General features: G+C 41.8%; 13 protein-coding genes. All 13 read right to left on the bottom strand.

The window, feature by feature from the left end; genetic code table 11:
• Window positions 1–29: 29 nt before the first annotated feature.
• A complete protein-coding gene (gene ftsH / locus DESOR_RS00365) occupies window positions 30–1,970 on the bottom strand; it encodes an ATP-dependent zinc metalloprotease FtsH (RefSeq protein WP_014182663.1) in 1,941 nt (646 codons plus the stop codon).
• 78 nt (window positions 1,971–2,048) lie between these two features.
• On the bottom strand, window positions 2,049–3,461 hold the full coding sequence (tilS, locus tag DESOR_RS00360; protein WP_014182662.1) for a tRNA lysidine(34) synthetase TilS: 1,413 nt from the start codon (window positions 3,459–3,461) through the stop codon (window positions 2,049–2,051).
• 208 nt (window positions 3,462–3,669) lie between these two features.
• A complete protein-coding gene (locus tag DESOR_RS00355; protein ID WP_014182661.1) occupies window positions 3,670–5,430 on the bottom strand; it encodes a formate--tetrahydrofolate ligase in 1,761 nt (586 codons plus the stop codon).
• A gap of 305 nt (window positions 5,431–5,735) precedes the next feature.
• Complete coding sequence (locus DESOR_RS00350) at window positions 5,736–7,820, bottom strand: SpoIIE family protein phosphatase (RefSeq protein ID WP_014182660.1); 2,085 nt, start codon at window positions 7,818–7,820, stop codon at window positions 5,736–5,738.
• 224 nt (window positions 7,821–8,044) lie between these two features.
• Complete coding sequence (locus DESOR_RS00345) at window positions 8,045–8,434, bottom strand: S1 RNA-binding domain-containing protein (protein WP_014182659.1); 390 nt, start codon at window positions 8,432–8,434, stop codon at window positions 8,045–8,047.
• 99 nt (window positions 8,435–8,533) lie between these two features.
• Complete coding sequence (locus tag DESOR_RS00340; RefSeq protein ID WP_014182658.1) at window positions 8,534–8,845, bottom strand: FtsB family cell division protein; 312 nt, start codon at window positions 8,843–8,845, stop codon at window positions 8,534–8,536.
• The gene (locus DESOR_RS00335) at window positions 8,820–9,062 is read right to left on the bottom strand and encodes a sigma factor-like helix-turn-helix DNA-binding protein (protein ID WP_014182657.1); all 243 of its coding nucleotides are present in this window, start codon (window positions 9,060–9,062) and stop codon (window positions 8,820–8,822) included. The genes DESOR_RS00340 and DESOR_RS00335 overlap by 26 nt, the downstream gene beginning before the upstream one ends.
• Before the next feature lie 147 nt (window positions 9,063–9,209).
• Window positions 9,210–9,734, bottom strand: a complete 525-nt coding sequence (gene yabQ / locus DESOR_RS00330; protein ID WP_242832420.1) for a spore cortex biosynthesis protein YabQ — start codon at window positions 9,732–9,734, stop codon at window positions 9,210–9,212.
• A 5-nt stretch (window positions 9,735–9,739) separates the two neighbouring features.
• Window positions 9,740–10,018 (bottom strand): sporulation protein YabP, encoded by a 279-nt coding sequence (gene yabP / locus DESOR_RS00325; protein WP_014182655.1) that lies wholly within the window; start codon window positions 10,016–10,018, stop codon window positions 9,740–9,742.
• Window positions 10,019–10,276: 258 nt separating this feature from the next.
• A complete protein-coding gene (locus tag DESOR_RS00320; RefSeq protein ID WP_014182654.1) occupies window positions 10,277–10,543 on the bottom strand; it encodes an RNA-binding S4 domain-containing protein in 267 nt (88 codons plus the stop codon).
• Window positions 10,544–10,622: 79 nt separating this feature from the next.
• A complete protein-coding gene (locus DESOR_RS00315; protein ID WP_007778009.1) occupies window positions 10,623–10,898 on the bottom strand; it encodes an HU family DNA-binding protein in 276 nt (91 codons plus the stop codon).
• Window positions 10,899–10,982: 84 nt separating this feature from the next.
• Window positions 10,983–12,437, bottom strand: coding sequence for a bifunctional methyltransferase/pyrophosphohydrolase YabN (gene yabN, locus DESOR_RS00310; protein WP_014182653.1), 1,455 nt, complete (start codon window positions 12,435–12,437; stop codon window positions 10,983–10,985).
• Window positions 12,438–12,655: 218 nt separating this feature from the next.
• Window positions 12,656–13,216, bottom strand: a complete 561-nt coding sequence (spoVT, locus tag DESOR_RS00305; protein ID WP_014182652.1) for a stage V sporulation protein T — start codon at window positions 13,214–13,216, stop codon at window positions 12,656–12,658.
• Window positions 13,217–13,290: the final 74 nt, after the last annotated feature.

Below are 13,290 nucleotides of genomic sequence, written 5' to 3'. Positions count from 1 at the left end.
CTACAACAATATCAAAAAGTTATTTGGTTTTACTGAATTTTATTAAGTTCATCAACTAAGGTTTTGCCCGATAACCCTAGATCAGGAATACTGTCGGTATTATCAGCAGAACTATCCGCTGGTTTTTCTAATGAAACGGAAACACCTGCCTCCGCACTTTGTCCTGCTTCTTGATCAGCCTTATCCATTAAAGCCGCAAAGTCTTTCACATCAAGAGTTTCTTTCTCCATTAATGCCCCAGCTATGGCATGCAATTTCCCAATGTTCTGTTGAATGAGATCCTGGGCCCTCTGATAGCATTCGTCCATAATGCGACGGGCTTCTTTATCAATAGCATGGGCTACAGCATCACTATAGCTGCGATCACGGGAAATATCTCTGCCTAAGAAAACCTGCTCTTCTTTGTGTCCAAAGGTAAGGGGTCCTAATTCTTCAGACATACCCAACTCGGTAATCATTTTGCGCACTATCCCAGTCGCTCGTTCTAAATCATTGGATGCGCCTGTACTGATCTCATTAAGGACTACAGCCTCTGCTACCCGCCCACCTAAGAGCATAACGACTTGGTCCAGTAATTGGGACTTAGTCATATAATTACGGTCTTCTTTGGGAAGAAGAAGAGTATATCCTCCTGCCCTTCCCCGGGGAATAATCGAAACCTTGTGTAAGGGATCTGTATGAGTAAGAAGTTCTCCCAGTAAAGCATGTCCCGCTTCATGATAGGAAACAAGTTTTCTCTCAAAGGGACTTATTACACGGCTCTTTTTCTCAGGTCCAGCTATTACTCGTTCAATAGACTCTTCAACTGTTCGCTGTTGTATCTGACTCTCATTTCGTCGTGCCGACAGAAGAGCTGCTTCATTTAATAAATTTGAGAGATCGGCGCCTGTAAAACCGGATGTTTGACGGGCAATAACTTCCAAGTCTACATCTTTCAGCGGCTTATCTTTGGAATGCACTTTTAAAATTTCTGCCCGCCCTTTGACATCAGGAACATCAACAATGACTTGCCGGTCAAAACGTCCCGGACGTAAAAGTGCAGGATCAAGAACATCCGCCCTGTTTGTAGCTGCAATGATAATAACCCCATCATTACCATTAAAACCATCCATCTCAACTAAGAGCTGGTTGAGTGTTTGTTCCCGTTCGTCATGTCCTCCGCCTAAGCCTGCTCCCCTTTGTCTTCCTACCGCATCAATCTCATCAATAAAAACTATACAGGGAGAATTCTTTTTAGCTTGTTCAAATAAGTCACGGACCCTAGAAGCTCCAACCCCCACGAACATTTCTACAAAATCTGATCCACTGATGCTGAAAAACGGCACTCCAGCTTCACCGGAAACAGCACGGGCAAGTAAAGTCTTACCGGTTCCCGGAGGGCCAAATAACAGGACCCCTGTAGGAATTTTGGCACCAAGTTCGTGAAACTTTTTCGGCATCTTCAAGAATTCAACAACTTCCTGAAGTTCCTCTTTAACTTCATCTGCGCCGGCAACATCTGCAAATGTCACCTTTTTCTTATCCTCTCCTACTAACCGGGCTTTGCTTTTGCCAAACTGCATTACCCGATTTCCCCCGCCTTGACTCTGCTGCATCATGAAAAAGAACAGTCCAACAATAACTATAATTGGCAGCATAGTCGACAGTAATCCAATCCACCAAGGTGACTTGGCCGGAGGTTCAACAACCATTGGTACATTGTGGGCATATAAATCCGCCGTTAGTTGAGGGTCAGAAGCAAGCCCAATAACTTCATTTTTCTCGTCGTTCTTCATCGTGACGGTATACTTAGTCGAATTGCTGTCCACAACAGCTACAACACTTTTAACTTGATCCTCAGCCACTGCCCTTTTAAAGGCGTTGTAATCCAGAGCTGTATCTTTGCTAACGGGAGGGGTCGACCACTTTATTAACATTATCGCCATGAGAATTATAAGTATATAAATTGCCGCATTCTTTAAGACCTTCAAATATCGGTCCTCCTCTCTAGTTAGGAAGCTGCCTCATTAAGAAGCAATTCTTCATATTATACCATGCAGTATCATTTTTTACAATGAATCCAAATTAGATCGAACTGTCTGCTGCGTAAGAATACAATATAGCTTTTCTTCATTATCTTCAGCAGGATATTGTCCACTTTGGCGAACGCCGGGAATCCACAGTACCTCTGATCCACAAGCGATTAAAGGGATCTTATGCCTTGCGTTGTCTTCAATTTTTGCTTCTTGAAAAACTTTTTTTAGGGATTTGTGCCCTACCCCTCTGAACCACATTTTGTCGCCTTTTCGTCTCGTGCGGCAGAGCAGGGACTGCTCTGCAAGCTTAGGCCCAAAAACTGCAATCTTACTTTCATTTCCTATACAAAAGGAGTCAAGATCTTCGTCTTTCCACAAACCAATCTTTTCCTTTAGGTTTGGTATTTCCTCCCAACAACCTAATTTTAATGGTATTTCTGCCTCAATCCAGGCTTGCTCCGTCATTGTCGTTGTTTTATCACTTCTGAACTGTAAACCCTCAGTAATAATTTTCACCCTCAGGCCAGGTAAATCCTGAACCCAGCCGAGCTTTCCTTGAGAGTTCATTATTTTCGTAATATAAGCAAACCCCATTCCACGAGGTTCCCCTGTGACCTGCATCGCCGCTTTACGTAACAAACGAGAGAGTATGGCAGCAGGCTCGTCAAAGACCTCTATCCGTAAACAAACATCTCCTTGAGAATCTAAAAAAAAGTAACGTTTCCAGGCAGCATTAACTTGTCCAATGAAATATTCTTCATCCCAACGCAGTAGTTCTCCCGTACGGCCTAAGACCTCCTGAATACGCGAGTTGTAGTTTTTCTCTAGTTCAGGCAACAACTCCAAACGGATCCGGTTACGTGCATAGATAGGTTCTTCATTGGAATGGTCCAGTGCAAAGGGTATTCCTTCTCTCTTACAATATTGCAAAATATCCGCTTTTGTAAAGCCCAATAAAGGACGAATAATTGATCCTTTACAGGGATACATTCCGCCTAATCCCGCTGTACCACTCCCTCTCAATAAACGAAAAAGAATCGTTTCCGCTTGATCACCAAGGTGATGTGCGGTAGCCAAAAGAGAGCAGCCTTCCTCAACCATATCTTCTTTCCAACGATCATAACGCCATGCTCGAGCTGCCTCTTGAAAAGATCTTCCCACGGTTTTAGCGTATCCTTTTGCATCAAAACGATGAACCCGACATGGGAGGTCCCACAGCTTGGCCATGTTCTGAACTAATGTTACTTCATCATCCGACTCTTTACGAACTCCATGATGCACATGAGTCAGAATTATGGAAATTCCCCTGTGGCCTTCCTCTCGGGCATACCGCCATAATATATGACTCAATGCCATAGAGTCAGGTCCTCCAGATACGGCTACCAGCACTTTCGTTCCATTGGGAATTAACCTCGGTAGTATTGTTTTACACAACTGGTCGTACATTATGTGTCCCCTCTTATATTATCTAATGCGCTGATGTACTGGTCTAACTATATCTTCAACTGAAACATCCCGTTTCAAACCTTCTAACTTAAATTAGTTTAACACTTTTGCCCAAAAACAAACAGTATTTTTGTTGGTTTTAGTTGGCAGAAAAACAGAAAGCCCTGATTTCTCAAGGCTTTCTGTATTAATAATTTAAATGAAAATTTTAGAACAAACCGCTAACCTTACCCGTCTTGGTGTCAACGTCAATTCTTCTGTAAGCTGGGTCTGAGCTTGTTCCAGGCATTAAGCTAATTGCACCAGCCATTGGGCAAAGGAATTTCGCTCCACCATAGACTAAGACGTCACGGATTGGCAATCTCCAGCCTTTAGGTACACCTTTCAGAGTGGGATCGTGGGATAGGCTTAAATGGGTTTTAACCATCATGGTGGAGAAGTCTGCATAATGTGGATCTGATTCAAATCTCTTGGCCTTAGCTTCTGCTTCAGGCGACCAATCGACACCGTCTGCCCCATAAACTTCTTTAGCGATAAGCTCAACACGTTGACGAAGCGGCATTTCTAATGGATAGAGGCATTTGAATTGTGACTCTTCTTCGCAAGCGTCCATAACAACATCTGCTAATTCTAAAGCACCATCTCCACCGTTGAGCCAGTGATCTGAATGAGCACAACGGGCTCCTGCAGCTCCAACGATTTTCTTAATCAAGTCGATTTCTGCTTGAGTATCCGTATAGAAACCATTAATGCAGACAACTGGAACAATTCCAGATTTCTTAATGATTTCAAGATGATGAAGCAGGTTAGCACAGCCTTTTTCCACGAGTTCAAGATTTTCCTTCGTATACTCTTCAGGCAATGGACGTCCTGGTACAACTGCAGGTCCGCCGCCATGCATTTTAAGAGCACGGATAGTTGCTACGAGAACGGAAACATTCGGTTTTAAGCCGCCCAAACGAGCTTTAACGTTCCAGAACTTCTCAAATCCGATGTCTGCCGCGAATCCACTTTCCGTAACATGATAATCAAACATTTTGAGACCAACCCTGTCCGCAATAATGGAAGATTGTCCGATAGCAATATTAGCAAACGGCCCAGCATGAACCATGACTGGTTGGCCTTCGGCGGTGTAACAAATTGTTGGATTAATAGTGTTACGCATCCATGCAGTCATAGCGCCGTCAACTTCTAAATCCTTAGCAGTAACAGGTTGACCCGTTTTACTATAAGCAACGATGATATTGCCAATTCGCTCTCTAAGATCTGGAAGATCCTTAGCGACAGCCAAAATAGCCATTAACTCTGATCCAACAGCAATCCCGAATTTAGATTGCATTTGGAAGCCATCTTTTTTACCGCCGATACCAATGATAATATTTCTCAGACCTTGAGCAGCGTAATCAATAACCCAACCCATTTCTACATTTTTAGGGTCTATGTCTAGGCGCTTCAAACCCCTTTTCGCTAACTCTTCATCCGTATAGTTTGCTTCATGCTGCATCCGAGCATTCAATGCAACCATGCAAAGATTATGGGCATTCATAATATCATTAATGTCCCCTGTGAGTCCTAAGGAAAACTCAGTCATAGGAATCAACAGAGCATTTCCGCCCCCAGCAGCTGTACCCTTAATATTCATTGTCGGGCCGCCGGACGGTTGCCTAACTGCGCCGCCAACGTTCTTGCCTCTCTTAGCGAGTCCTTCGATGAGACCCAGAGTCGTCGTCGTTTTTCCTTCACCGAGTGGCGTTGGAGTAATAGCGGTTACTTCAATATATTTGCCATCAGGTTTATCTCCAAGGCGCTCCATCATTTTCAAGAAGTCTACTTTTGGTGTTTTTCCATATGGGATTATTTCCTCTTTTCTGAGTGATAACTTTTCAATTAATTCTTCCACTGTAGGCATGCTTTTTTCTGCCTCTTCGGCAATTTGCCAGTCCTTTAGTTTGGTTGCATCCCAAGCCATTTTTTAATCCGCTCCCTTAATTAAAATATTCTACTTTCCCAACGGAAAGTTCACCCGCACCACCAGTTAACCCTAATATATAAAGCTTAGGTCTATTCCTCAGTCATATAACTAACCAAAGAGATTAGTATATTTACAATTTACTTTTATCCTGAAAAATACTTCCTTAGGGTCGTTATTTCTTAGACTTAACTTTTGATTTTTACGGTTTAACAATCTATGGGTGCCAGGTTGTCTAAATAGTTTGATTCGACACGCAGTTCTGTTATCCTCCTTTCTAATTAATATTTTCAGACAACTATCCTTTAATCACTCCAATAGTTTTTTCGAATAACCATGACTATTCCGTCATCTTCTAATGTTCCTCCGCTTAATCGGCGAACTTCCTGCCCAATTAGATCGGCAACTTCCTGGGATTTGTCAATAGAGGTTTTCTCCAAAAACTCTTTAATCCAATCAACACTATCTTTTAAAACATCTTGAACGCCGTCCGTTAATAGAATCAGCGCTTCTCCGCTTTCCATCTCGATTTCTACTACTGGAATATCAATCTGGTTTAATATGCCCACAGGGAGACTGGACGATTCAATTTTTTTAACTCCTTCTGTACTCATTAAATACGAGGGAGACGCTCCTGCTTTAATAAGCTTAACACATGTAGATTCTAAATCCAGAATCGCCATATCAATGGTAACGAAACTCTCTTCCGGGGAGCGCAGCACTAAAATCGAATTGAGGGCTTGAATTGCTCCTTCCGGCTGAAAACCAGTTGTCAAAAGTTGTTCAAGAAGCGTTAAGGCCGTTGCACTCATTTTGGCAGCATTTTCTCCGACGCCCATTCCGTCGCTTAAAATAAAGGCATGCTCTTTATTAGAGTAGGCTATTGAGGCATAATTATCTCCGCTCATGCCATTTCCGGTTTTTGTGAATGCCGTTAAGCCTACATCAAGAAAATAACGTCGACGCCGAGCTAAGTTTGACGGTTTAACAACTTCCCAGTTATGTTGAGTATGGAGTTCCTTGGCAAGATTTCCAATAACCTGTGAAACATTAAGAAACTGGCGGGACAGAGCCTCTTGATTGAGAAGAAGACGACGACGCCATGTTTCCTGATTCTTCTCTTGCTCCATGATAAACTGGGCTCCCAGCAGCATCTCTTTTAATCTGCCGCAATGTCGCTTCCATTCGATGGGCAAGGATTGCAGCTTTATATCTGTTTGCTCTTCCACCAACCCAAAAAGTTCAAATAAAATATGGTATGTTTTGTAAAATTCCCGTTTCCAGCAAACATCCATAGTTGGGCAGGCATGACACACACGCTCAACTAGAACATTCATTAACTCCGGAACTTCAGGCCGTATTTCAAAAGATTCTGCTTCTGCCGCTTGATAGCTTAATGCGATCTGGTCAAAAATCTCTGACAAAGCCTTTACTTTAGAAACTGTGGTTTCCACCTCAGGAATAACCTTTGGCTTTAAAAAATCTTTTTTGGGAGTTGCACCAGGCCAAAGCAAAAAGAGAAATAGCCCTATTGCCGAAGAAATAAGCTGAGAATAGATAGCCTCCTCCCGCAAAAAAACAGTTAGCATAAGCATAACAGAAAGGAAAGCTGTCCCAATTCCAAGTTTTCCGAAGCGCCGGAAAGCCCCTGTACAAAATCCGGCTAAACCATAGATCCCAGCATCCATCAGATTCTGTGCATTTACCGATAACTGAGGCATAAACCCAAGTAAAGCACCCACTCCAGCTGCAGTTCCGGCTCCATAACGTTCTGAAATGAATAATGTAAAAAAGCTTAACAGGACAATGGAAAAATTGACACCTTTAATCTGAACCCCCTGGAGACCGCTAATCACACCAATGAGAATAAAAAGCCAGGCAATTCCTTGTTCCCGCTGGAATTCTCCTCTCCAGATAGCTTCCTGATGACACAAAGCAAACCAAAAAATAATCGCACACCCTCCTGTAAGTACCCCCTGCAAGGCTACAATCAAAAAAGCAAACAAATTAGGGTCAGAAAAGCTGATGGCCAGAGAAGAAACTATGGCCATCAGCAAAGTCGTAGCGATAACCAAACAAATTCCCTGATGCTTCCTTTTACGAAGATAAGGCGCGATAACCATCAATGCCGCTAGCATAGCCACACCCTGTAGAGCAAAGGTCACGTCGTTCAATGAAATCAAACCCATCAGAATTCCCAGTAAACCAAAGAAAAAGCCTCTTTCTCCTCGTAAAACTAACGCCGCCCCAAACGCCACTCCAAAGGGATAAAGCCCAAAAATGCTCCCCCTTGCCAAAAACCCCCCTAACACCAGGGGAAGAAAGGCGCTCTCAAAAGAAATTCTGCTTCGCAGACCTTGATCAAGTTTTAATGTAGCCCATTCAGCCATAATGTCACCTCTCAACCATTTATTGGTAACATTATAGCTTAAATAATTAGCAAAGCTTGTCTACTAACGTCATTAATGCGCAACAACTTTCGAGCTTGTTCATAGGAAATCGTACTTAACCACCCTAATAACCTTGCGTGTCAATAAAATATGTCAGTATTTTTTAATTTATTTCCCTGAGAAAATGACCCGCAAATAAAAAACCGCCTTTCGGCGGTTGTATTCTAATATCTGCTTGATCCTCTACCTCCACGTTTAGAGTCTGTGGCACGACGAAATTCAGTTTGACGTTCATCACTGTCTTTTATGAACTTAGCCAATTTATCCTCAAAAGAAACGGTTGGCGGAAGACGGCGTTCACGACCCACGTTACGAACAGTGGGGTTTGCTTGTTTAATTGAGAGTCCAATTTTTCCTTTTTCATCGACATGAATAACCTTTACTTTAACGTGATCTTGTTCCTTAAGGTAATCTCGAACGTCCTTGACATAAGCATCAGCAACTTCCGAGATATGTACTAGTCCGGTTACTCTATCCGGTAATTCAATAAATGCTCCAAAGTTCGTGATCCCTGTAACGACACCTTCAACAATACTGCCAACATCAATGGCCATACGAAGCAAACTCCTCCTTGTGATGATCTATCTATACTTAATCATATTATATGCAGCAAATTTCGCGCCTGTCAAGCTCAAGAAGGCTAATGCTGCATACTAATTCTTGGGAGAAATGAGAATTTCGCCTTGTTTTACAAGACCCAGCTGTTCTCTTGCCAACTGCTCGATATAACTAGGTGTATTCAACTTCGTTATCTCTGAATTAAGATCTTTTTCCTGCTGAAGCAATTTAGCTTTTTCTTGATTTAATTGGGCTATTTGTTCTTCAACTTGAGATCGTAATTTCCATATTTGCCATGCTGAGCTTCCAACAACGGCAAAAACCAAACACAGCACGAGGACAAAACTGCGACGAATGCGGACCCTTTGACGTTTTTTAGGGTTAATCTTCTGACGAGCCCTCTTCATCCAATTCCTCTCCTCCTAAACCAAGTTCACTGCCTGGAATAATACACACAATTTCATACCCTTTACTTCTCGCGCGAGTAAGTAAAGTTGCAACAGAACTTTGACTGAGATGCAGCCTTTTGGCTATTTCTTCCATAGACTTTCCACTTTCTTTGAGAATCACTGCTTGGCGTTCACGAAAACTAAGTTTTTCCAAGCCTCGTATTTCTAGTTGCACTGTGGCACGCCCTTGCTTACGTTATACACAATGTGTGGATAGTTTGTGGACAAATCCCTTACAAACTGTGTACAAATGTTTTACATAGTTATTAGGTAACTCCATTATAGTCACAGATTATTATGGAATCAAGCCCTCTGGAAAATTTTAACCATTTATTCTTGGCGGCAACAACCCCTTCCACCACTCACTAATCCTTTTTCTGACACGTTTCATAGGTTCAACAAGAATAAACTCCCCAATTCGATAAAAAAGCAGACTAAACCACTGCAGCATTGCATAGGGAGGTCTCATTAGAAACTTCAAGACTCTGATAGGAATTTTGATGCCTCTGTGGATAAGCTGAGCAAGAAAGGATAAAAATCTATAGAAACCAAAAAAGAAGCGCAATGAATGTTTGCTAAAAATTCTCAAATATAGTCCTAACCCTAACAAACTTCCCCAAATAATGTAAAACCGAAAGTCTAAAGCATTCGCTTTTTGAAAATAGTAGAACAGGATAACCATAGCGAATAACGAAAAGAGTACATCCCCAATAAATGTTAATAATTGTCCCCATTCCCGCCAACGCCGAAACGATCGGTAAACGTCAAAAACCAAACCTACAGACACTCCGGCCAGGACTATCCAGAAAAACGTCTCGAATTCTGAGATTGCTCTTCCTCCTCTCACGATTTTTAACGGAATACACGGTTTAAAAATCCTCTTCGTGAATTAGAGCTGGAATTTCGGTGATAAATTAGTGCATCAACAGACCCCTCAAGGTCTACCAAACCCTCTTCAAGGTTGAGTAACTTAATGCCTAACTGATTCCCTTTGACACTTAATATTCCCAGTTCTGTTTCGAGAACAATTTCCTTGGGGTCAAAGGACTGAACTTTTCGAACACCTGACAATTCAATGAGCTCTCGATTGACCATGACAAGGCGATGTCCTTTGGCAACTTTGTCGACCATGCCCCATCCCCCTAACTGTTTTTCTTCTTATAACCCTATTCAGCTTGCCCTTACTTTAGACATAGTTTTGGCTTAGTTTATTGCTTATTAATTAACTATTAAAAAACTTGGCTGGTTTCCGAAGACACTCTCAGGGCACGTGGTAACTTAGCGGAGAAGCCTTCAGGCAAAGGCAGCCGCCATAGTTGCACTTGAGCTTCAGAGAGTATATACCTTTAGGTTATACTTTCTGAGTAGTACAGAAAAAGACAGAGTCTTCTAAATCGACTCTGCCTTACGTTCATCTCTGATCAGTTCATAAAGTGTCTGGGCCTCATTAGCCTTTACACTATTAGGTGTCGCCAGCACCTTAACCTCAATCACACGATTCGCAAACTCAAGAATAATATGGTCTCCTATCTTGACTTCTGCTGAGGGTTTAACGACCTTGTTATTAATTGATATTTTTTCGCCAACACAAACATCCTTAGCAACGGTTCGCCGTTTGACAAGCCGAGAAACTTTTAAATATTTATCAATTCGCATACAACCCCACCTTTAATAAATATACAAAATCAGGTTCCAGAAAGGCCTGGAACCTGATCTTATAATCTAGTCCGAAGACTTATTTTTGTACCGCATCTTTTAGGGCTTTGCCTGCCTTAAAACCGGGCACCTTCGCTGCAGGAATTTGGATTTCTTCCTTCGTTTGTGGATTTCTTCCAGTACGTGCTGCACGTTCTTTAACTTCAAATGTTCCAAAACCTACTAATTGGACTTTTTCACTCTGTGCCAACGATTCCTCGATAACTTCAAAAACAGCTTTAACTGCTTTTTCCGCATCTTTCTTAGACATGTCAGCCTTCTCCGCAACTGCGCTAACTAATTCAGCCTTATTCAAAATGAGTCCCTCCTAAATAACTGTTCTACTACGTAAATTATATTTCGCGATAAAAAACCAATCTCCTGCTTAGTTTAGATTATATTACGCCTTATTGCCACTTTTTTCTTGGGATTTTGCTTTTTCCCAAAAAATATCCATTTCATTAAGGGAAAGCCGGTCGAATTTCAATTCGCTTTTTCCACTTAACTCAACCATTTTCAAAAACCGCCTCTGAAACTTATGTACTGTATCCCTCAGAACTTCTTCAGCATCCAACTTTAAAAAACGCGATAAGTTTACAACTGCAAATAACAAATCGCCTAACTCTTCACGGATTCCAATGCCATCCGCTATAGCACATTCTAACTCTTGCAACTCCTCTTGAACCTTATCCCAAGGCCCCTTATAATCCGACCAATCAAACCCTACTTTCGCCGCTTTACGTTGAGTTGAAGCTGCCCACATGAGAGCCGGCAGACCTTTTGGATCATTAAAGAAATCTGGTACCTTATCATTCTCCTTCTCTTGCAGCTTGATTCTATCCCAAGTGAGGATAACATCATCAGGTGTTTCAGCTTTCTCTTCACCAAAAACATGGGGGTGCCGCCGAATCATCTTCTGAATAACTCCACGAAGGACATCTTGAAGTTCAAATACCTTTTCCTCCGTGGCAATTTGAGTATGGAAAACCACTTGTAATAATAAGTCTCCCAACTCTTCACATAAATTATACATATCTTGTTTTTCAATTGCCTCAATTACTTCATAGCTTTCTTCAATCAAATACTGCTTGAGAGTTTCATGGGTTTGATCCCTATCCCATGCACAACCTCCTTCTGAACGCAAACTTTCCATCACTTTGGACAGCTTGTAAAACGAAATAACTTCCGAATTTGGCGGTAAGACAATAGTTGTCAAATGATCATAGTTTTCATGATCCATTTCGTAGAGGGGAAGCTTGTCCACATGTTCATGGTCTGTTCCCAAAGCTTGGACAACGTATACCCATGCATCATCCGGATATGCGTTCATCAAATCCAATTTGACCTCCGAGGCTATTAATTTATCATATATTTGAGGAATAATAAGCCATTCTTGACCCGTAAATGCAGCATTTTTAAGAGCATCATAATTTCGAATCACGACCCCATTGATTGGATCCAACTTTAAAACTCGAAAAATTTCGTCGACGAAGCTCATGGCAGAATGAACGACAATCTCATATTCCTGGGCAAGCTTTTCATCAATAAGTTGAAGAGTCTTTTCTGCTACCATAGGGTGACCTGGAACTGCATAGATCACTTCGGAATTTTTCTGCAATTCCTTCCGTAACTCTTGAGTAATCCCTTCATACACTTCTTCAAAAGATGCCCCTTCCGCATAGATTTTATCAAAACTTTCTACGCAAATACCTTCATCAATCAACTCCTGAACGCAAGGGTGATGTTTCGTACGCGCAAAAATCTTTTTGACAGCGGATATACGACGATAGTTTCCAAGTGTCAACTGGTCAAGTCCTCCAGGTCCTAAGCCAATGACATGAAGACACGAAGACATTTTCAAGTTTCACCTCCTAGGGTATTTTACCATAATTAATCGAAATGAGAATAGTAAAGTTTCTCCACACCCGACCGGGCTTGTCTCATAATCTTACGCGCGTTCGATTATGGGACAAGCCGAGAAGATGTTCTCACCCTTGTTCGGGATTGCCAAATTCTAAGAAGAAAAAAATAAAGCGGCTAAACCGCTTTATTTTTTATGTATGCTCAATGGTGTTATTGTTCCATCTGTTTAGCCAAGAAACCCGCGGCGGTTTCAATCAACTTAATTTCCAAGTCGCCCATCTTCATGTTGGTATCTTTGGATATTAGAATCACAGCACCTATCGGATCGCCTTGTGAAATAATCGGAGCGACAATTTCACTTGTGACTTTGCAATCTTCGTCTTCATTATCAGGACAGCTTTTACAAGAAGTATGTTCTCCTGCCGTACCAATTTGAATGGTTTTTCTTTCCTCCATCGCTTGCTCAACAGCCGGTCCTATGGATTTATTTAGATATTCTTTCTTTGACGCACCAGCCACCGCAATAATTGAGTCACGATCAGCTATACAGGTAATATGCCCCGTAGCCTCGAATAAAGAATCCGCATACTCTTTAGCAAATTCTCCCAACTCCCTGATAGGGGAATACTTCTTTAAGATCACTTCTCCTTCCCGATCTACAAAGATTTCTAACGGATCTCCCTCCCGAATACGTAGAGTCCGACGGATTTCTTTTGGTATAACGACACGACCGAGGTCATCGATTCTTCTTACTATACCTGTTGCTTTCATTGACGCATTCCTCCTTTTGTCGTTTCCGGTTAAATGGTTGACTTTGTTATTTTGCAGCTTAAATTCAATGATAG

This window comes from Desulfosporosinus orientis DSM 765, assembly GCF_000235605.1.
Taxonomy (GTDB): domain Bacteria; phylum Bacillota; class Desulfitobacteriia; order Desulfitobacteriales; family Desulfitobacteriaceae; genus Desulfosporosinus; species Desulfosporosinus orientis.
Note: the sequence above shows the minus strand (reverse complement) of the source record. Positions and strands in the feature narration are given on the sequence as shown.

What these genes read in the sequence shown, in the direction of transcription:
- tilS (WP_014182662.1), bottom strand. Translation starts at nt 3,461, where the DNA reads ATGTACGACCAGTTGTGTAAAACAATACTACCGAGGTTAATTCCCAAT.
- DESOR_RS00355 (WP_014182661.1), bottom strand. Translation starts at nt 5,430, where the DNA reads ATGGCTTGGGATGCAACCAAACTAAAGGACTGGCAAATTGCCGAAGAG.
- DESOR_RS00350 (WP_014182660.1), bottom strand. Translation starts at nt 7,820, where the DNA reads ATGGCTGAATGGGCTACATTAAAACTTGATCAAGGTCTGCGAAGCAGA.
- DESOR_RS00345 (WP_014182659.1), bottom strand. Translation starts at nt 8,434, where the DNA reads ATGGCCATTGATGTTGGCAGTATTGTTGAAGGTGTCGTTACAGGGATC.
- DESOR_RS00340 (WP_014182658.1), bottom strand. Translation starts at nt 8,845, where the DNA reads ATGAAGAGGGCTCGTCAGAAGATTAACCCTAAAAAACGTCAAAGGGTC.
- yabP (WP_014182655.1), bottom strand. Translation starts at nt 10,018, where the DNA reads ATGGTCGACAAAGTTGCCAAAGGACATCGCCTTGTCATGGTCAATCGA.
- DESOR_RS00320 (WP_014182654.1), bottom strand. Translation starts at nt 10,543, where the DNA reads ATGCGAATTGATAAATATTTAAAAGTTTCTCGGCTTGTCAAACGGCGA.
- yabN (WP_014182653.1), bottom strand. Translation starts at nt 12,437, where the DNA reads ATGTCTTCGTGTCTTCATGTCATTGGCTTAGGACCTGGAGGACTTGAC.
- spoVT (WP_014182652.1), bottom strand. Translation starts at nt 13,216, where the DNA reads ATGAAAGCAACAGGTATAGTAAGAAGAATCGATGACCTCGGTCGTGTC.